This window comes from Pedobacter punctiformis (assembly GCF_027213715.1).
GTDB classification, from domain to species: domain Bacteria; phylum Bacteroidota; class Bacteroidia; order Sphingobacteriales; family Sphingobacteriaceae; genus Pedobacter; species Pedobacter punctiformis.
On the sequence record NZ_JAPWGM010000001.1, the window covers coordinates 1,237,363 to 1,257,224 of the forward strand.

Consider the following 19,862-nt stretch of genomic DNA (forward strand, 5'->3'; position numbering starts at 1 on the left):
TCCAAAAATGAAAGGTTTTTAGCCTTGTTATTTCAAAAACTGATGTCTTTTTAATAACAAATGTTTCGGGCTTCCTATAGCCTGAGCATGGTAAATTCCGGTATGCCCTGAAAACAGGTAAGCCGTTACACAGGCAATGGCAATGTAAATGCCCGGTGTAACTCCAAATAATTCTATTCCCATTAATGTACAAGCCAAAGGAGTATTTGCTGCCCCGGCAAAAACCGCTACAAAACCCATTCCGGCCAGTAAACCATAAGGCATTGGAATAAAAAAACTTAAAAAACTGCCTAATGTAGCGCCAATAAAAAATAAAGGCGTTACCTCGCCTCCTTTAAAACCTGCGCTAAGTGTTAAAGCGGTTAAAAAAAGTTTAATGGCAAAAGTATAATAAGGCTCCTGTGTGGTAAATGATTCAGAAATTACCGGGATGCCCAAACCAATATACCTGGTAGAGCCTGATAAATAAATAATTGTAACCAAAATAACACCGCCAACTACTGGTCGTAAAGGCGGGTATTTTATCTTTTTAAAAACATTGGATAAAGTATGATTTAAAGCCGAAAAGCTTCGGGCCACTAAACCGAAGATAACTCCGCAACCTAAAGACCACAATAAATTTATTCCATCCATTTCCGGAACAATTCCGATAAAATAATGTGTATGCCCTACACCCCAGGCTTTACAAACATAATCTGCAATTATTGCGGTAATAAAAGAAGGTAATATGGCATTGTACATCAGGCTGCCAATAATAAACACTTCAAGACCAAAAATGGCACCGGCAAGTGGTGTTCCAAATACAGAAGCAAAACCAGCACTAATACCACAGATTAAGATTACTTTCCGGTCTCTGGGTTTTAGTTTAAGTATTTTGGTAAACTGATCGGCAAAAGCACCTCCAATTTGAACTGCTGTACCCTCTCTGCCTGCAGAGCCTCCAAATAAATGCGTAACAATGGTGCCTGCAAAAATAAGCGGCGCCATAACCAGTGGAATTACTTTTTTAGGACTTTGTAATTCTTCTATTAAAAGATTATTACCCTTTACTACTTCTTTACCCCAATAATGATAAGCCAGACCAATTAAAAGACCAGCCAGCGGTAAAAATGCAATAATCCATACATGTTTTTCACGCCAGTTGGTGGCCAGATTAAGAGTTTCTAAAAATAAGGCGGATGCAGAGCCCACAATAGAGCCAAGTAAAGCAGCAAGTAAAAGCCATTTAAGCGTATTTAAAAATAATACACCAAATTCTAATTTAACAAAGCGGTTAATGGATAGGGAAAATCCCTCTGATAAGTTTTTAACAGGCATTTTAATTCAATTTTTAATAAAATCGTAGGAGTCATCAGCCTGTTTGGGCGGTTTTGGCGGTACCCCATCGCCTTGGCTTCAAATTTAGAAAAATTAATAATTGTTCCAAAATATGTTATCATATTTGCGTAACTAAATTATGTAATGGATTTTACCCCCGAAATAAAAGAAAAACTTAACCAATTGCAGGAAAAGTATACCGCTATGGGACAAGATATGGCTTCTTATCTTGATGGTTTGCTTTATGCTGATTTTTTAACCTATTGGGATTACATCCATCTGGATACCCTTTTGAGTTTGCAAAGCCCTAAAACGCCATTTCCGGATGAGGAAATTTTTATCATGTATCATCAAATTACGGAGCTTTATTTTAAGCTTAGTTTGCATGAATGCAGGCAAATTGCAGAACATGAAAACCTGAATGTTGATTTTATTACTGCAAGGGTAAAAAGAATTAATGCCTATTTTAATGCATTAACAACCTCTTTTGAGGTGATGGTGGATGGAATGGAAAAAGAACAGTTTTTAAAATTCAGAATGTCTCTTTTACCTGCAAGTGGTTTCCAATCCGGGCAATATCGAATGATTGAAATTTGTGCAACAGATTTCATCCGTTTGGTAGATAAAAGTAAACGGGAAGAACTAAGTACAGCGCCAATTGAACAGCAGTTTGAACATATTTATTGGAAGTTTGGAGCAACAGAGTTAGCTTCGGGCAAGCAAACACTTACTTTAAAACAATTTATAAAGAAATACGCAGATCAATTTTTACAACTCGCAAAGGATCGGGTTCAAACTAATTTTGCCGCACTTTATCATCAGCTTCAAGCCAATGGAAGTGATGTTTCGGCCTTGGCAGAAGAACTGCGCAAACTGGATTTGTATGTAAATGTAGAATGGCCGCTTGCTCACTACAAATCGGCGGTACGTTATTTAGAGAAAGACCCTGTGGATGTAGCAGCTACCGGCGGAACAAACTGGCAAAAATATTTGCCTCCGCGTTTTCAAAAAAGAATTTTTTACCCTTTTTTATGGACTGATGAACAAATGGACGAATGGGGTAAAGGATGGGTGCTTAGTGTACTTAAAACACTAAAAAACAGAGATTAAATTGACAATTTTAATTGAAAAAACGGTCATTTTTTGCTAATTTGTGCCCATAATGAATGACCGGATTGGGTTTGACCAAAATATTACGCACAATGTTTAATATTTTGAAATACCTGATCCAAAATAATAAATACAATGACCGAGACATTAGACATAAAAATCACGAAAGCGGATCAAACCCGTTTAACCGTTACAGATTTTTCGCAATTACCTTTTGGTAAAGTTTTTACAGATCATATGTTCGTTGCTGATTATGAGGACGGCGAATGGAAAAATTTACAGATTATTCCTTATGGCCCAATTCCAATGAGCCCGGCAATTTCTGCATTACACTATGGTCAGGCAATTTTCGAAGGATTAAAAGCTTATCGCCAGCCAAACGGTCAAATCAGTGTTTTTCGTGCAAATAAAAACTTTGAGCGTTTTAATAAATCGGCATCAAGAATGTCTATGCCAACTGTTCCTGAAGAAATTTTTATGCAGGGATTGGCTGCTTTAATCAGTATTGATGAAAAATGGGTTCCTTCACAAGAAGATTACGCTTTATATATTCGTCCGGTAATGTTTGCTACTGATCCTTATTTAGGCGTTAAAGCATCAGATACCTATAAATTTGCTTTATTAACTACGCCAACAGGTCCTTACTACAGCAAAGCTTTAAAAGTTAAAATAGAAACTGAGTTTACACGTGCGGATGAAGGTGGTGTTGGTTATGCTAAAACAGCTGGTAACTATGCCCGCTCCCTGTATCCTTTTGAAGAAGCTAAAAAAGAAGGCTACGATCAGTTAATCTGGACAGATTCGGTAACACACGAATTTATTGAAGAAGCCGGAACTGCGAATTTAATTTTTGTAATCAATGGTAAATTGGTTACACCTTCGGTAAGAAGTACAGTATTGGATGGCGTTACGCGTGATACAATTATTCAACTTGCAAAAAGTGAAGGCATAGAAGTGGAAGAACGCAGAGTTTCTGTTAAAGAGGTAATTGAAGGCATAGAAAATGGCACATTAACCGAAGCCTTTGCTGCGGGTACAGCTGCAACAGTTACTCAAATTGGAGAAATTGGCTACCAGGGTAAAACCTACCAGCTTACAGATTCGGCAACCAGAACGGTGTCAAATGGTATTGCTCAGAAATTAAACGATATCCGTTACGGTTTAGCGCCTGACGAATTTGGATGGAACTGGGTATTGTAACCCAAATAAATAATAAATTAATGGCTTCGAAATTTCGAAGCCTTTTTTATGCTTTTCAATTTAAGTAAAGCAACAAAAACAATACAAAAAAGGGAATCAGCTTATCCTTTTGTAAATTTCAACTTTCTAAAATCAAGCAAATGAATAAATCTTTATTTTTTCTTTCAGTCGCAACTGTTTTATGCAGTTATAGTGTTCAGGCACAGAAAAAACGACTAAGTCTGCAGCAGTCAATTGGTGCACAACCATCACTAACTAAAGCCATAAACCCGGTAAGTGGCTGGGCAGATCAAACTCATTATATTGAAAACGATTTGCGTGAACGCAAACAATATGCGGTTGATATTAACACGGGCGAACGCACAGCTTATACACCACCACCAAAAAGTGATGTGGATGTTTTTGTTAAAGACAAAGATGTGTACATCCAGTATGGTAAAGCTGAAGCTAAACGCCTGACCAATAATACTGATGAGGAAAAAAATCCAACTCTTTCTCCTGATGGAAAATATGTAGCTTTTACAAAAAACAACGATTTATATGCCGTAGAAGTAGAAGGAGGAAAAGAAATAAGATATACAAGTGATGCAACTGATGTAATTTATAATGGTTGGTCATCATGGGTGTATTTTGAGGAAATTTTAGGCAGACCAACAAAATATAAAGCATTTTGGTGGGCACCAGATAGTAAGCATTTATCGTTTATGCGTTTTGATGATACCAAAGTACCGATGTTTCCAATAAACGGATCAACAGGGCAGCATGGCTATACTGAAAAAACACGTTATCCAAAAGCTGGTGATCCTAATCCGGAAGTAAAGGTTGGTTTCGTAAAATCAGAAGGCGGAGCGGTAGTTTGGGCAGATTTTAATGAAAAAGATGACCAGTATTTCGGTACGCCTTACTGGAGCTTTGATGGCTCGAGCATGATGGTGCAATGGATGAACCGCGGACAGGATGATCTTAAATTTTATTCGGTAAATCCAAATACAGGTGCTAAAAAAGAAATTTACGATGAAAAGCAAAAAAGCTGGGTAGATTTAGATTATGATGGCCGTATTGAGTATTTGAAAGACAATAAACTGTACATCTTAAAAAGTGATAAAACAGGTTGGGCACATTTTTATCTGTATACTTTAGATGGAAAATTGCTTAACCCATTAACCAGTGGTAAATGGCAGGTTAAAGATTTGGAATTTGTGGATGAGAAAAATAAAGTAGTTTATTTTACTGCACGAAAAGAAGCATCTACCACAGTTGACCTTTACCGTGTTGATTATAGTGGTAAAAACTTAAAAAGATTAACTTTTGGAGAGTATACTCACCAGGTTAACATCTCTCCGGATGGAAAATATTTTATCACAACTTATTCTAACGTTTCTACGCCACAAAAAAGATCGTTGGTAGATAATACAGGTAAAATTGTAAAAGAGCTGGCAAACAGCAAAGCTGATGATTTTGACGGATATGATTTTGGTAAAACAGAAATGATTACCATTCCTACAGAAGATGGTTATAACCTTCCGGCTGTAATTACATATCCTACAGATTTTGATCAGACAAAAAAATATCCGGTTGTATTTAGCATGTATGGCGGGCCAAATGCGGGTACCGTAAGCAATACCTGGAAAGGTACAGCCAATCAATTATGGGCTAATGAAGGGGTTATTCAAATTGTTGTAGATCACCGGGCATCTGGTCAGTTTGGAAAAGAGGGTGTAGCCCTAATGCACCGTAATTTAGGTAAATGGGAGATGTACGATTACATTACAGCTGCAAAATGGCTTAAAGCTAAACCTTGGGTAGATGATAAGAAATTATTAATTACTGGGCATAGTTATGGTGGTTATATGACGTGTATGGCTTTAACGTATGGCGCTGATTATTTTGATTTTGGATACGGTGGTGCACCGGTAACCAGCTGGGAACTTTACGATAGCGTTTATACAGAACGTTTTATGGATACGCCGCAAGAAAATCCGGAAGGTTACAAAGCTGCATCGGTATTAAGTTATGTAGATAAATATAAAGGCCTGTTGCGCATTATGCATGGCGATATGGATGATAACGTACACATGCAAAACACAATTCAGTTAATTGATAAATTAGAAAATGCCAATAAACATTTTGAACTAATGATTTATCCGGGCGGAAGACATGGCTGGGGTGGTGTAAAATCTGCTCATGACCGTTCAGAGCGTTACCGTTTTTATTATCAAAACTTATTAAACAAACCAGTTCCGGCTGAGTTGTTGAAATAATAAACCAATAAAAAGAAAAGCCCGATATTAACTTATCGGGCTTTTCTTTTTATAAAGATTTAATGTGAGCTTATTTGTTTAAAATAACTACACCTTTAGCTTCAAAAGCAAGTTCTTTTTTCGGGTCGGTAATTTTAGCAACCTCTTCAGCAGATTTATGTGCATCTTCAGCGTAGTGACGTAAGGTTTCTACTGAAATGGTTTGTTTTTTCGCTATGCCGTCTAAAACAACTTTTTTCCCAACAATATCCATTGGCATAAAGAAAGCATAATCTTTAAATGTAACCCGCATAGGCTCGCCATTTGGCATTTCTAATGTCATCCAGCAGCCTTTCTTTTTGCAAACATCCACAACCTTGCCTTCAATTTTCATGTCAGCAGCATTCTTATCGCCCATAGCAGCTTCCATTTTAGCAGCTGGTTTTACATCTCCTGGCGTAACGCTTTCGCCAAATTTTTGACCCTGGTATTCTGCTTGCGCAAATGCAAAGGCAGCCAGCAAACAAAAGCTTAAGCTTAAAATAATTTTTTTCATATCAATCTTAATTTAAATTCCGGTTATCTGATTCAAAGTTATTTAAAATTTCTCTAAATAAAGGTGCAAAAAAAATCCTCGCTAGTTTTCACTAACGAGGAAAATCATCCCTATTGTTATAGATCACATCCCATGATGTACAACATATTACCTTAGGCAAATGTTGAACCAAAAAAGCAAAACTATTTAAAATTACGTTGTATCTTTTTGTTAATCAGCACTTTGTGATAAATCACAGGGGCGTGCCAAAAAAAAATTCCATGGGGAATTGGGTATTTTTTTTCGCGGATTGTAGAATGTTGTTGAGATGATTCCCCGTTTTACGTTTATTAACCGAAAACCAGACTAAAAACTTCTTCTATTTTACTTACCGCTTTTATTTCAATCTTATATTTATCTATGGCTATCCCTTTTAAATTATATTTTGAAATATAAATGGTTTCAAAGCCTAATTTATCCGCTTCGGCAATTCGTTGCTCAATTCTATTCACGGCTCTGATTTCTCCTGACAAGCCAACCTCGGCAGCAAAACAATTTTTAGAGGAAACGGCTATATCCTGATGGGAAGAAATAATTGCGATTAAAACCGCAAGATCAATTGCCGGGTCTTCAACACGAATGCCACCTGCAATGTTTAAGAAAACATCTTGCGTACTTAATCTAAAACCACAGCGTTTTTCAAGGACGGCCAGCAGCATGTTCATTCTTTTGGTATCAAAGCCTGTTGCCGATCGTTGAGGTGTTCCATAAGCCGCCGGACTAACTAATGCCTGTGTTTCAATCAGCATTGGTCTGGCACCTTCCAGCATAGCTGCTATCGCAATCCCGCTTAATTCTTCATCACGTTGTGATAAGAGAATTTCTGAAGGATTTGATACCTCACGCAAGCCACTGCCCTGCATTTCGTAAATCCCAAGCTCTGCTGCTGCTCCAAATCTATTTTTAATTGAGCGTAAAATGCGGTATACGTGATGCCTGTCGCCTTCAAACTGTAAAACGGTATCAACCATGTGTTCCAGTATTTTTGGTCCGGCAATGGCACCATCTTTTGTAATATGCCCGATCAGAAAAACAGGCACACCCGTTTCTTTGGCAAAGCGAAGTAATTCTGCTGTACACTCCCGTACCTGCGATACGCTTCCGGGCGTAGATTCTATATGTGCCGAATGTAAAGTTTGAATGGAATCGACAACCAGAATTTCGGGTTCCAGAATTTCAATTTGTTTAAAAATATTCTGTGTGGAAGTTTCTGTTAAAATATAGCAATTTCCTGATGGCTGATCAGTAATTCGTTCTGCCCTCATCTTAATTTGCTGTTCACTTTCTTCGCCTGATATGTAAAGGAGTTTTTTGCCTTTTAGGTTCAGCGCCAGTTGCAGCATTAAAGTTGATTTCCCTATTCCTGGTTCTCCACCAATTAAAATTAGCGATCCTTCTACCAATCCACCACCTAAAACCCGGTCTAATTCTTTATCTCCTGTTAAAATTCTGCGTTCGCTCGAAGATTGAATCTCATCAACTTTACTGGGCTTGCTTAATTTACGGCTGGTTGTTTCGCTTTTCCAGGCAGGTACAGCAGCAGAATTTTTCTCTACAATTTCTTCAACAAAAGTATTCCATTGATTGCATGAAGGGCATTTACCCAGCCATTTTGCAGATTCGTAGCCACAGCTTTGACAGAAGTACGCAGTTTTTGTTTTTGCCAATTGATTTTAGATTTTAGATTTACGAATTTAGATTTTACTGCTTGAAATAAATGAATATTTTTTGAACAATCTTAATAAGAGGTTAATCCTGCTGTAAAACAAAAAGCCTGACTTTAAAAAATCAGGCTTTCTGTTAAATGTTATTTGAAATTATAACTTAATCTCTTCGTCTTTTGATGAGATAAAGTGAAACTCATTTAAGTAATAGGATGATTGAGCTTTAACTTTTATCCATTGGCCATATTTAAAGAACCAACGGCGTTGCAAGTTGAAAATTCCTTTTGTTATATAAGCTTCAATGTAAGGGTGAACACAAAGGGTTACGCCTTTTTCATTCTGCTCTCTTAAAATATAATTCAGGTTATTTTCAATATCATCCATTAAAACGATACTCGCTTTAATTTCTCCGGTACCACCGCAGGCCGGACATTTTTCTACCGTAACAATGTTCATTTCCGGGCGAACACGTTGTCTGGTAATTTGTACCAGGCCAAACTTGCTCGGAGGCAAAATTGTATGTTTTGCTCTGTCCAATAACATCAGCTCACGCAAATAGTCGAACAGCATTTTACGGTTTGTTGGCTTGTGCATATCGATAAAATCGATTACCACAATGCCGCCCATATCACGTAAGCGTAATTGACGGGCAATTTCTTTAGCCGCTTCTTTATTTACCTGTAAAGCATTTTCCTCCTGGTTTTCTTTACTGGCTGTGCGGTTTCCACTGTTTACGTCTATAACGTGCAGTGCTTCGGTGTGTTCTACAACAAGGTAGGCACCGCCGGGTAAGTTTACGGTTTTGCCGAAAGCATTTTTAATTTGCTTTTCTATTCCAAAATGTTCGAAGATTGGTTCTTTTTGTTTGTACAGTTTAACAATCTTTTCCATTTCAGGAGAGATGTCGTGTACATAAGAACGGATATCATCATACAACTCTGGTGTACTCACATAAACGTTTGTAAAATCAGGATTCAGAATATCACGAATTAACGTAGATGATCTGTCCATTTCTCCCCAAACTCTTTTTGAAGGTTCAGTTCCAGGAACTTTCTTGATGAAGCTTTCCCATTTAGCAACTAAATCTAAAAGATCTTTTTGCATTTCGGCAACTCCACGGCCTTCAGAAACAGTTCTGATAATTACTCCAAAATTTTGGGGCTTAATACTTTCAATAATCTTTTTTAAACGATTACGTTCGGTATTACTTTTAATTTTTTTTGATACGGATATGGTATTGGAGAATGGCACCAGTACCACATACCTGCCGGCAATAGAAAGATCGGAACTTAAACGCGGTCCCTTGGTTGAAATAGGCTCTTTGGCAATTTGTACCGGTAAGAGCATATTTTTGCTTAGCACATCAGAAATTTTGCCTGCCTTGTTTATATCAGCTTCGAGCTTTAAATTGTCTAATAATGTGCCTGTAACCGAGCCATTACGCTTGATCTTTGTTAGCTTAATTAAAGATTGCACTTGAGGGCCCAAATCAAAATAATGCAAAAATGCATCTTTTTCATAACCAACATCCACGAAAGCAGCATTCAGGCCGGGCATAATTTTTTTAATGCGACCTAAATAAATATCGCCTACGGCGTAGTTATTATTGATTTGTTCTTTGTGAAGCTCAACAAGTTGTTTGTCTTCAATCAATGCTATGGTAACTCCGGCAGGAGTCGAATTGATAATTAATTCTTTTACCAACAGCTACAGATTTTAAGGCTTTCGCCCATTAACAAATGGATAGTAAATCAGAAAATATTGATGTAGCTGAAATTTATACAATAAAAAATCATATAAAAGTATTTAAACCTCACAGTGTTTACCATGAGGTTTAAAAAGCTATATCAAAATAAGAAACTATTTTTTCTTATGTCTGTTTTTTCTTAAACGTTTTTTACGTTTGTGCGTAGCCATTTTATGTCTTTTTCTTTTTTTACCGCTTGGCATAGTTTTAAGTTTTAAATGTTTTTATTAATCTGTTAATTAATTTTATTCTTTAGTTCAGCCACCTTCTTATCAATGAAAGATGATAAAGTTGGATTTGCTGCTAATTTTTTGCTTTTTAAATAAGCATCTACTGCTTCTTTGTTTTTGCCTAAATTTTCTAAAGCAGTTGCTAAATAGAAGTAGGCTTCAGGGGTAGGTGCTTCGGCAATTACCGTATTAAAACGGGGAATTGCTTTGTCAAACTGACCTGATTTTATAGAGAATAATCCTAAATTCATGTTTGCTTTTACATTTTTAGGTTCTTTAGCAACAACTTCAAGCAGCATTGCAATACCTTGCATTGGCGCTCCTAAGCCATTTACTATCGTAACACCCAAGCCTGTTTTAGCATCAATGTTTGTCGCATCTTTCTCTAATGCATTTTTAAAGGATGTATTGGCTTTCTGCAATAAAGCAGGCTGAGCTAAACTATCCTGTGTACTCTCAAAGGCTCTTAAGAATTTGTTTCCTGAGGCCAGCCAACTTGTTGAAGATGGATTTCCTTCGGCTACTACTTCTAAATAAAGTGCAGATGGAGTAATTTGCTCTACATCATCCCATTTTTGGGCCAATTGCTTTGCAAGTTCAATTTTCTCAGCACCTTTAGCGTTCTGATAACTGTTTTCTAAAATGGTAATGTCTTTAGCTAAGCTTTTATTAATTACATTTTTAGCAGCTTCTGAGGCTTGTGTGATGCTTATAGAGCCAGCAGGAGGTGCCTGAGATCCAGCCATTGGACCTGAAGCGGGCATTTTGCCATTTTCTTCTGTTGGTTTTACTAAACCTTTAATATCTCTTGTAAATAAAAATGCAACAAGCAATAAAATCGCTCCTATAATGATGGTTTGTTTTGATCTGATGTTGCTATTCACAAGGGGATATTTTAAGCCTCTACTTTAATTTTTTTGTTGTTTTTTACTTTATCAACAAAAACTTTTGCTGGTTTAAAGCTTGGAACGAAATGTTCCGGGATAATTATTGCAGTGTTTTTAGAGATGTTTCTCGCAGTTTTTTGTGCTCTCTTTTTAACAACAAAGCTTCCGAAGCCTCTTACGTATACATTTTCGCCACTAATCATGCTAGTTTTGATAACTTTGAAAAATGCCTCAACCGTTTCCTGTACGTCAACCTTCTCAATTCCGGTTTTTGTTGATATTTCTGAAATAATATCTGCCTTAGTCATATTTTATTATTTATATATATTGTGTTTTAATATTATAACTGTTTTGGGGTTGCAAAAGTATTGCTTTTTAATGAGATAGGGAAATAAAAGATGATTTTTTTCTCTTAGTTCTTATCACCGGAATGCAAGTTTTTTTAAAAACGGATAATTACACCGTAATTTGTATCAATGATATTTCAAAATGAACTGATTAACTGGTACAAAATAAATAAAAGAGATTTGCCCTGGAGGCACACTCAGGACGCTTATGTGATCTGGTTATCCGAAATAATATTGCAACAAACCAGGGTTGAACAGGGGCTCCCTTACTTTAATAAGTTTTTAGAAAATTTTCCTGCAGTTGCTGATTTTGCAGCTGCAAATGAGTCGAAAGTACTTAAACTTTGGCAGGGATTAGGTTATTATTCAAGAGGAAGAAATATGCATGCCACTGCACAAATTGTAATGAATAATTTTGGTGGCGTTTTTCCAACCCGGCATGATGATTTGATTAAACTAAAAGGAATTGGCGAATATACAGCAGCAGCAATATCCTCTTTTTCATCAGGAGAGGCCAGGGCGGTTGTTGATGGCAATGTATTTAGAGTTTTAGCCAGATACTTTGGTATTCGTACCGCTATTAACTCTCCGGCTGGTAAAAAAGAGTTCTTTACGCTGGCTAACGAATTGCTTTACCGCCCGGATCCGGCACTTTATAACCAATCTATTATGGAATTTGGTGCCATACAATGTAAACCCAAATCTCCAAATTGTGCGGTTTGTTCTTTAATCCAAACTTGTTATGCCTATCAGCATAAAGAAGTTAATGCGTTACCTGTTAAAATTGGTAAGGCGGAGAAGAAGAACCGGTTTTTTAATTATCTGGTTTGCACAAAAGATGATCAGATTTTGGTGAGGGAGCGTCAGGCCGGAGACATTTGGCAGCACTTGTATGATTTCCCATGCATTGAAACACCGGATTTGCCTGCGCTAGATGATGATAACTTCGTATGTAAAATCCACGAATGGTTTGGTGAAGAGGTGAGTTATGAGTTAAAAAGTTCTAAAAAACATATTTTAACTCACCAAATTATACAAGTACAATTTTTTGAGTTAAAAAATTATATATTTAACTTTAGTAAACAAAAGGAACTTAATTGGGTTTCTTTAAATAAACTAGATGAATTACCGCAACCAAAAGTAATCCATGATTTTCTTGTTGAACATCAGGAGGAAATGAGACAGCGTAACTAACTGTTTAACGTTGTGGTGATTGATAAATAAAAAACTAACCAAAAATATTTTATGTCAGGGATTAACAAAGTTATTTTAGTAGGGCACTTAGGCAAAGATCCTGAAGTGCGGCATTTAGACGGTGGCGTAACTGTAGCAAGTTTTCCGCTCGCTACTTCAGAAACCTATAACAAAGACGGGAAAAGGGTAGAGCAAACAGAATGGCATAATATTGTTTTGTGGCGTGGCCTTGCAGAAGTGGCTTCTAAATATTTGCAAAAGGGTAAACTGGTTTACATAGAAGGAAAGTTAAGAACCCGCTCTTTTGAAGATAAAGAGAAGGTGAAGAAATACGTAACCGAAATAGTTGCCGAAAACTTTACCATGCTGGGCAGAAAGAGTGATTTTGAACAAAGCCCTTCAACCAGTGCACTCCCGCCAATTAGTGAAACGAAAATAGATGATGAATTTGCCATAAATCCATCGGATGAAAATGGCGATTTACCTTTTTAAATAAGAGATATAAAAAAGAAAGCCCTGGTTTTAAACCGGGGCTTTCTTTTTTGAAATTATATTTTTTCTATTCAACGGTTACAGACTTAGCCAAATTTCTGGGCTGATCTACATTACAGCCACGCATTACAGCAATATGATAAGAAAGTAACTGAAGTGGAATGGTTGCAAGCAACGGTAAAAATGCTTCATTAGCATCTGGAATTTCGATGCAGTAATCTGCCATTTTCTTCACTTCGGTATCGCCCTGCGTTACAATGGCAATTACCTTACCTTTTCTTGCTTTTACCTCCTGAATGTTGCTGATTACTTTTTCGTACGAAGAGTTTTGGGTTGCAATAAATACAACAGGCATTTCTTCATCAATTAAAGCGATTGGGCCGTGTTTCATCTCTGCGGCAGGATAACCTTCGGCGTGGATATAAGAGATCTCCTTAAGCTTTAAAGCGCCCTCTAATGCCACAGGGAAACCGCTGCCTCTGCCTAAGAATAAGCAGTTGGTAGAATCTTTGATCTGGGCAGCTACTTCTTTAATCAGGTCGTTAGATTCTAAAGACATTTGAATCTTCTCAGGAATATTATCCAGCTCGGTTAAAAGCTCAATCATTTTTGAGGTGGTAATGGTTCCTTTTTGCTGAGCCATATAAAAGGCCATTAAGGTTAAAACTGTTACCTGGGCTGTAAATGCTTTTGTTGAGGCTACACCAATCTCAGGACCGGCATGGGTATAAACTCCTGCATGCGTTAAACGAGGAATGGATGCGCCTGCAACATTACAGATTCCGAAAATTGTGGCGCCTTTTTCTTTAGCCATTTCAATAGCTGCCATGGTATCGGCAGTTTCTCCGGATTGAGAAATGGCAATCACTACATCTTTTTCGGTAATAATTGGATTGCGGTATCTGAATTCTGAAGCATACTCAACCTCCACCGGGATGCGTGCATATTCTTCGATCAGATATTCGCCAACTAAACCTGCATGCCACGAAGTACCACAAGCTACAATAATAATACGGTCTATGTTTTTAAGCTTCTCCGCAAACTCTTTAATGCCGCCTAACTGTACTTTGCCTTCTTCGGGATAAATACGGCCACGCATACAATCTTTGATGGATCTGGGTTGTTCATAAATTTCTTTAAGCATGAAGTGCTCAAATCCGCCTTTTTCAAGCATTTCTAATTTTAGCTCCAACTCTTGAATTAGAGGAGTTTGAACCACATTATCCAGTCTTTTTACCAAAAGATCATCTTTAGTAATCAAAGCGATCTCGTTGTCATTTAAGTAAATTACATTTTTGGTATACTCGATAATTGGCGTAGCATCAGAAGCAATGAAATATTCGCCATTTCCTACACCTATAACCATTGGGCTTCCTTTTCTGGCTGCAATTAATCGGTCAGGATTTTCTTTATCCATGATCACAATGGCATAAGCACCAATTACTTCATTAAGTGCCAGGCGAACCGCTTCAAGAAGATCAATTTGCTCCAGTTTCTGGATTTCTTCAATAAGATGGATCAATACCTCGGTATCGGTATCACTTTTAAACTCATGCCCACGGTTTGAAAGTTCTTCTTTAAGTGTGGCATAGTTTTCTATAATACCATTGTGTATAATAGAAAGTTTTCCATCATTAGAAGTATGAGGGTGAGAATTGCGATCCGAAGGAACCCCATGGGTAGCCCATCTGGTGTGCCCCATGCCTATAGAGCCAGTAATGTCCTGACCCTTAGCAAATTCTTCAAGCACAGCAACTTTACCTGCCTTTTTATAAATATGTTGCCCGCTATTATTCATTAACGCAATACCTGCGCTATCGTAACCGCGATATTCTAATCTTTTTAGCCCTTTTAAAACAATTGGCCAGGCTTCTCTATAGCCTATATAACCTACAATTCCACACATGTTTTTTATAAATAAATTGGGTCAAATATAATAAACAAACGTTTGATTACGCATTTTGATAATATTTTTTTAATGAAGATTTGATGAACAAAAAAAAGCCCCTGCTTAATTTATAAGCAGGGGCTTTTTCAGAGGTATTTCGTATTAGTTTATTTTTGTATAATAAATATTCAATTTAACCTTATTGTTTGCATTTCCTTTGGCTCCAATAATCGCTCTTTCGGCTGATGTACCTGTTGGAGTTAATTGAAACTCGGTTAAAGGAGTTACGGAAAGAAAAGTTCCATAATCTTCTTTCTTTTTGTCAATTAAATCCTGAACGTAGCTGGTTACGATAAATACGTATCTGTTTTTAAGTGAATCGTAATACCCACCAAATGTTCCATCGGTTACTGCCCGTGAATCACCTGTATAGTTTGAGCCTGATTGATCATGATCAGGGACATTTACCGGTTGTTGTGCAATATCCCAGCGATATAACGCCAGTCGTTGTGCCGGGTTAAACGGATAAGCATAAGTGCCTGTACTTAAATCTACAACAAGTTCAGCTCTGTTAATAATAGATTTACCATAGGTTGAACTAAAGTTTACCAAATTCGGGAATGAAATTTTAGTTTTCACACCTCCCAAACCCTGTACATATGTTGTTGTAAATGTAGATGGAGTAGCAGATGCTAATTGAGCAGCTACAGGTGTACCAGTATAATCGTGTTTCACATTGGCCGCTATACCAGTTGAATTGCTTATTGGAAATTTGATATTAAGCGTGTCAGTACCGTTACTGGTATTTGTTTTTCTATATACCAATTGCAAATACGATTTATCCGATGCAAAATTTATAAAAGCAATTCCTCCTGTACCAGTATTGGTTGCAGTAGCAGACAGGCCCTTAAAATAATCAACAAATTTAGCATTCGTTGACATAGCCGTTGCAGCTAGATTGACAATATTATTTTGAAAAAACTGTTTGTCTAACTTAATTCTGATCTGTGCTTTTAATGTATCCGTTTTTTTGCTTGTAACATTATAAACTTTTACTGGTGTGTTAGGATAAATTTTGCCATTAAAAGTTCCTAAAAGCTGACTGTTATGCGCTTGCGTGGTTGAACTTTTATAATCAGTAATTTTATTGGTTAACTGGTGAATTGCAATATTGTAAACAGAATTTGACGTATCTCCATAAAACTTCGTGTTAACGTTAGTAGTATCTATGCGTAAAACTAAAACTGCAGAATCCAATACGGGTGCAGTTCCGAAATCCTGACTAAGTTGATTAGGATATATCGTCATGGCAAGACTAGATTCTGTGATGCCAAAAACAGGGTCAGTCATTCTTCCCAGCGGATGTCTTACTAAACCACCGGTATTAAAAGCAGCCTCAGCAACGGTTTGAGATACAATTTCCTGATTATCTACCAGTGTACCAACAATTGCAGTATTCGGATCAACATCTAAACCAACGCCATCAGGGTTTTTGCAAGATGCAAAAAGAAAAAGACCTATCAACAGGGTTAATAAGTCTTGTTTTATAAATTTCATATTTATTATTAATAGTATCTAATTATGCAACTGAAACCAACTCGTCATTTGAAATTTCCTCATAAAAATTATAGAAGTTTTCAAAATTTTCGGTTAAGTTATAAGCTAGAGTTGGCTTATTAGAATCTTTAACAAATTTTAACACATCTTTATTAAGTTTTTCGTCTGCTAAAACAACTGCATCAGAGTGTGTTACGGCGCCAATATGCATGCTATTGCAATCTGAAGCTTCGAAAGCTTTAGTATCGGCCTCAGTCATATTAGCCATTACTGCTTTTTTAGAAAAATTAGCATTTAATGTCTCAGTAAAACAATCTTCGTAAATAGAATATACTACTTTAGAATTTTTAAAAGTAGGGTCGTTTTTATAAGTTGTTTTAATGTAAGCAGGAACTAAAGAACTCATCCAGCCATGACAGTGAACGATATCCGGAGCCCAACCTAATTTTTTAACCGTTTCTAAAGCACCTTTGCAAAAGAAAATGGTACGTTCATCATTGTCATCGAAAAATTTTCCGCTGGCATCTCTGAATACTTGCTTACGTTGAAAATATTCTTCGTTATCCAGAAAATAAACTTGCATTCGTGCAGCTGGGATGGAGGCTACTTTAATAATTAAAGGATTATCGTTGTCATCAATAATGATGTTCATTCCTGATAAACGGATTACCTCGTGTAAACGATTTCTTCTTTCGTTAATATTACCAAACTTAGGCATCAGAATACGGATTTCGAACCCTTTATCCTGCATTGCTTGTGGTAATTGACGGGTGATTTCAGAAATTTTAGTAAGCTCGAGGAAAGGCGACATCTCGTGTGTAACAATCAGCAGCTTCGTTTTTGCCATCTCCATATTTTAAGAAAATATTAAGTTAAATAAAAGATAATGAGCTGCAAAGATAAGCATAATAATACTATTTATCAATATAGCAAGCATTTGTTTGGTTTCGTTTAGATTAATTTACACCTTTACGCCTTTAATTTAGACTGTCAAAATTGGAGATATTTAAAACCAAAGCAGAACTTGGTGCTTATCTTAAACCTTTAAAAGATTTAGGAAAGAAAGTTGCGCTTGTACCCACCATGGGTGCTTTACATAATGGCCATATTTCATTAATAAAACTAGCTCAGCAAAATGCAGATATTATTATATGCAGCATTTTTGTTAACCCAACTCAATTTACAGATCCTAAAGATCTGGAAAAATATCCCCGCCCTATCGAACATGATTTAGCCATGTTAAATGAAGCCGGATGCAATGCCGTATTTATGCCTGATGTTACAGAAATGTATCCAAAACAAGAATCCTGGCATATAGATCTTGGTAATGCAGAATTTTTACTGGAAGGTGAATTTAGAAAAGGGCATTATCAGGGCGTAACCCAGATCGTTAAAAAATTATTTGACGCCGTTAAACCTGATGTAGCTATGTTTGGACAGAAGGATTTTCAGCAGGTGTTAATGATTAAAAATATGCTGGCTTACTTTAAACTGCCAATTAAAATTATTACCTGTCCTATTATTAGAGAAGATGATGGTTTGGCCATGAGCAGCAGAAACATACATTTATCAGCAGATGACCGGATTCATGCATTGGTATTAAGTGCATCTCTAAAATTTGTTGAAGATCATTTTAATGATTACTCTTTAAAAGAGCTGGAAGCTAAAGCCAAAGCATTTTATGTCGGTGTACCGGATGTTGAACTTGATTACTTTACCATAGCAAACGGTGAAACGCTGGAACCTGCAAAATCAAAAGATGAAAACAATCTGGTTGCTTTAGTTGCGGCTAAAGTAGGTTCTACCAGACTGATAGATAATACAATTATTAAACAGGCTTAAATAGGGAGCGTTAGATAATAAGATTTGGAGACTTGAGCTAAACTCCAAACTGATGACTGAAAACTCCAAACTGATTACTAACTTTGCCAAATGATTATCACGATATTAAAATCGAAAATACACCGTGTTAGGGTAACACAGGCCGAATTGAATTATGTAGGCAGTATTACGATAGATGAAGATTTAATGGATGCTGCTAACATTATTGCTAATGAAAAAGTGCAAATTGTTAACAACAATAACGGCGCACGCTTTGAAACTTACGTTATAAAAGGCGAACGTGGAACCGGAACCATTTGTTTAAATGGCGCTACGGCCCGTTTAGCACAGCTAGGCGATATATTAATAATTATGTCTTATGGCTCTTTACCTGTAGAAGAAGCTAAAAAATATAACCCGATCCTGGTTTTTCCTGACGATAACAACCACTTGTTGAAATAACATTTTGACAATCGACCTTAAATCTGCTATTAAATACCTAATCCTGTTTTTAATAGGAATCGGGGTTTTATATTTAGCATTTAAGGGACAAGATCTACATAAGATTTGGCTGGAAATTAAAACAGCCAATTTCTTTTGGATTGCCGTTTCTGCTTTTGCGGTTTGGCTTGCCCACGTATTAAGGGCCTTGCGCTGGCAAATGCTCTATCAATCTATTCAATATAAAGTAAATTTCTGGAATGCTTATCACGCCGTAATTATTGGCTATCTGGCTAATCTGGCTTTGCCCCGTTTTGGAGAAATAGGTCGTTGCTCTGTAATTAATAAAACGGAAAAAGTACCCATGTTTGCTTCAATTGGTACGGTAATAACCGAAAGACTTTTTGATGTACTGGTACTTTTTATTACCGGGCTTTTAATGCTCATCTTTCAATATCATATTGTTGCTGATTTTCTTTATAATACCATATACCTTAACCTGATTAAAAAGCTTGAAAGTTTAAATTATATATGGATTATTGCCCTTGTAATTGTATTGCTCGTTTTATGTATTGCAGGTTTTTATTTTATCCGGCAAAAGTTTAGCAAAAAATTCTTAAGAATATTTGTAAGCCTCAGACAAGGATTTGGCTCTTACAGCAAACTGAAACAAAAAGGTTTGTTTCTCACTTATACCTTATTAATTTGGTTTCTGTATTTTCTATCCATGTACCTTGCTTTTTTTGCCATCCAAAAAACTTCAGGACTGGAGTTAAATGCCGCTTTTACTGCAGTTGTATTTTCTGGTTTTGCCATGGTTGCCCCGGTACAGGGCGGTATTGGGGTTTTTCATTGGATGGTTGCACAGGCACTGGCTTTATATGCCATTAATTTTAAAGATGGACTGGCTTATGCAACCATCATTCACTCCTCACAGGTTCTACTGATATTAGTTTTGGGTAGTTTAAGTCTTGCCACTGTATTACTAAAAAAACAAAAAAATAATTTTTAAAATTAATTAAGCTTCAGTTCATAAACAGCAGTATTTTAAAAATTGTAAGTTTATATAGATTCTTCAAATGAAAGAGTATGAAATAAATGCTATGCAACCATAGTATTTTTGATGTAGAAC

At 36.6% G+C, this 19,862-nt stretch carries 17 protein-coding genes and 1 riboswitch; of the genes, 8 read left to right on the plus strand and 9 right to left on the minus strand.

The window, feature by feature from the left end:
• Positions 1-27: 27 nt before the first annotated feature.
• The gene (locus tag O0955_RS05530) at positions 28-1,317 is read right to left on the minus strand and encodes a voltage-gated chloride channel family protein (RefSeq protein WP_269426527.1); all 1,290 of its coding nucleotides are present in this window, start codon (positions 1,315-1,317) and stop codon (positions 28-30) included.
• Positions 1,318-1,335: 18 nt separating this feature from the next.
• Positions 1,336-1,398: riboswitch (Fluoride riboswitch) on the minus strand.
• 63 nt (positions 1,399-1,461) lie between these two features.
• Between O0955_RS05530 and O0955_RS05535 the strand changes: the two genes are divergently transcribed.
• From O0955_RS05535 to O0955_RS05545, 3 genes are all read left to right on the plus strand, one after another.
• A complete protein-coding gene (locus tag O0955_RS05535; RefSeq protein ID WP_269426528.1) occupies positions 1,462-2,427 on the plus strand; it encodes a tryptophan 2,3-dioxygenase family protein in 966 nt (321 codons plus the stop codon).
• A 135-nt stretch (positions 2,428-2,562) separates the two neighbouring features.
• Positions 2,563-3,627, plus strand: coding sequence for a branched-chain amino acid aminotransferase (locus O0955_RS05540; RefSeq protein WP_269426529.1), 1,065 nt, complete (start codon positions 2,563-2,565; stop codon positions 3,625-3,627).
• 140 nt (positions 3,628-3,767) lie between these two features.
• The gene (locus O0955_RS05545) at positions 3,768-5,888 is read left to right on the plus strand and encodes a S9 family peptidase (RefSeq protein ID WP_269426530.1); all 2,121 of its coding nucleotides are present in this window, start codon (positions 3,768-3,770) and stop codon (positions 5,886-5,888) included.
• Positions 5,889-5,958: 70 nt separating this feature from the next.
• On the opposite strand, the gene O0955_RS05550 is transcribed toward O0955_RS05545, so the two are convergent.
• The 5 genes from O0955_RS05550 to O0955_RS05575 form a co-directional block, all read right to left on the minus strand.
• Positions 5,959-6,423 carry a DUF4920 domain-containing protein gene (locus tag O0955_RS05550; protein WP_269426531.1) on the minus strand — a complete coding sequence of 155 codons (465 nt, stop codon included), beginning with the start codon at positions 6,421-6,423 and terminating at the stop codon, positions 5,959-5,961.
• A gap of 329 nt (positions 6,424-6,752) precedes the next feature.
• Complete coding sequence (gene radA, locus O0955_RS05555) at positions 6,753-8,129, minus strand: DNA repair protein RadA (RefSeq protein WP_269426532.1); 1,377 nt, start codon at positions 8,127-8,129, stop codon at positions 6,753-6,755.
• A gap of 150 nt (positions 8,130-8,279) precedes the next feature.
• The gene (locus tag O0955_RS05560) at positions 8,280-9,830 is read right to left on the minus strand and encodes an Rne/Rng family ribonuclease (protein WP_269426533.1); all 1,551 of its coding nucleotides are present in this window, start codon (positions 9,828-9,830) and stop codon (positions 8,280-8,282) included.
• Positions 9,831-10,108: 278 nt separating this feature from the next.
• Entirely contained in the window at positions 10,109-10,987 is an 879-nt protein-coding gene (locus O0955_RS05570; RefSeq protein ID WP_269426534.1) for a tetratricopeptide repeat protein, read from the minus strand.
• Positions 10,988-10,998: 11 nt separating this feature from the next.
• Entirely contained in the window at positions 10,999-11,298 is a 300-nt protein-coding gene (locus O0955_RS05575) for an HU family DNA-binding protein (protein ID WP_269426535.1), read from the minus strand.
• 168 nt (positions 11,299-11,466) lie between these two features.
• Between O0955_RS05575 and mutY the strand changes: the two genes are divergently transcribed.
• Positions 11,467-12,531: an A/G-specific adenine glycosylase gene (mutY, locus tag O0955_RS05580; protein ID WP_269426536.1), complete on the plus strand. Its 1,065-nt coding sequence runs from the start codon at positions 11,467-11,469 to the stop codon at positions 12,529-12,531.
• A gap of 51 nt (positions 12,532-12,582) precedes the next feature.
• On the plus strand, positions 12,583-13,023 hold the full coding sequence (locus tag O0955_RS05585; RefSeq protein ID WP_269426537.1) for a single-stranded DNA-binding protein: 441 nt from the start codon (positions 12,583-12,585) through the stop codon (positions 13,021-13,023).
• 67 nt (positions 13,024-13,090) lie between these two features.
• On the opposite strand, the gene glmS is transcribed toward O0955_RS05585, so the two are convergent.
• The 3 genes from glmS to O0955_RS05600 form a co-directional block, all read right to left on the minus strand.
• Positions 13,091-14,929, minus strand: a complete 1,839-nt coding sequence (gene glmS / locus O0955_RS05590; RefSeq protein ID WP_269426538.1) for a glutamine--fructose-6-phosphate transaminase (isomerizing) — start codon at positions 14,927-14,929, stop codon at positions 13,091-13,093.
• 144 nt (positions 14,930-15,073) lie between these two features.
• Complete coding sequence (locus tag O0955_RS05595; protein WP_269426539.1) at positions 15,074-16,468, minus strand: DUF4270 domain-containing protein; 1,395 nt, start codon at positions 16,466-16,468, stop codon at positions 15,074-15,076.
• 22 nt (positions 16,469-16,490) lie between these two features.
• Complete coding sequence (locus tag O0955_RS05600) at positions 16,491-17,315, minus strand: glycogen/starch synthase (RefSeq protein ID WP_269426540.1); 825 nt, start codon at positions 17,313-17,315, stop codon at positions 16,491-16,493.
• Between the two features lie 149 nt (positions 17,316-17,464).
• On the opposite strand from O0955_RS05600, the gene panC reads away from it, so the two are divergent.
• From panC to O0955_RS05615, 3 genes are all read left to right on the plus strand, one after another.
• Positions 17,465-18,310 carry a pantoate--beta-alanine ligase gene (gene panC, locus O0955_RS05605; protein ID WP_269426541.1) on the plus strand — a complete coding sequence of 282 codons (846 nt, stop codon included), beginning with the start codon at positions 17,465-17,467 and terminating at the stop codon, positions 18,308-18,310.
• 90 nt (positions 18,311-18,400) lie between these two features.
• Complete coding sequence (panD, locus tag O0955_RS05610) at positions 18,401-18,751, plus strand: aspartate 1-decarboxylase (RefSeq protein WP_199158410.1); 351 nt, start codon at positions 18,401-18,403, stop codon at positions 18,749-18,751.
• Positions 18,752-18,755: 4 nt separating this feature from the next.
• Complete coding sequence (locus tag O0955_RS05615) at positions 18,756-19,742, plus strand: lysylphosphatidylglycerol synthase transmembrane domain-containing protein (RefSeq protein WP_269426542.1); 987 nt, start codon at positions 18,756-18,758, stop codon at positions 19,740-19,742.
• Positions 19,743-19,862: the final 120 nt, after the last annotated feature.

Bases quoted from the DNA above. Each gene is read 5' to 3' on its own strand.
- O0955_RS05530 (WP_269426527.1), bottom strand. From the start codon at position 1,317: ATGCCTGTTAAAAACTTATCAGAGGGATTTTCCCTATCCATTAACCGC.
- O0955_RS05535 (WP_269426528.1), top strand. From the start codon at position 1,462: ATGGATTTTACCCCCGAAATAAAAGAAAAACTTAACCAATTGCAGGAA.
- O0955_RS05540 (WP_269426529.1), top strand. From the start codon at position 2,563: ATGACCGAGACATTAGACATAAAAATCACGAAAGCGGATCAAACCCGT.
- O0955_RS05545 (WP_269426530.1), top strand. From the start codon at position 3,768: ATGAATAAATCTTTATTTTTTCTTTCAGTCGCAACTGTTTTATGCAGT.
- O0955_RS05550 (WP_269426531.1), bottom strand. From the start codon at position 6,423: ATGAAAAAAATTATTTTAAGCTTAAGCTTTTGTTTGCTGGCTGCCTTT.
- O0955_RS05575 (WP_269426535.1), bottom strand. From the start codon at position 11,298: ATGACTAAGGCAGATATTATTTCAGAAATATCAACAAAAACCGGAATT.
- mutY (WP_269426536.1), top strand. From the start codon at position 11,467: ATGATATTTCAAAATGAACTGATTAACTGGTACAAAATAAATAAAAGA.
- O0955_RS05585 (WP_269426537.1), top strand. From the start codon at position 12,583: ATGTCAGGGATTAACAAAGTTATTTTAGTAGGGCACTTAGGCAAAGAT.
- glmS (WP_269426538.1), bottom strand. From the start codon at position 14,929: ATGTGTGGAATTGTAGGTTATATAGGCTATAGAGAAGCCTGGCCAATT.
- O0955_RS05595 (WP_269426539.1), bottom strand. From the start codon at position 16,468: ATGAAATTTATAAAACAAGACTTATTAACCCTGTTGATAGGTCTTTTT.
- O0955_RS05600 (WP_269426540.1), bottom strand. From the start codon at position 17,315: ATGGCAAAAACGAAGCTGCTGATTGTTACACACGAGATGTCGCCTTTC.
- panD (WP_199158410.1), top strand. From the start codon at position 18,401: ATGATTATCACGATATTAAAATCGAAAATACACCGTGTTAGGGTAACA.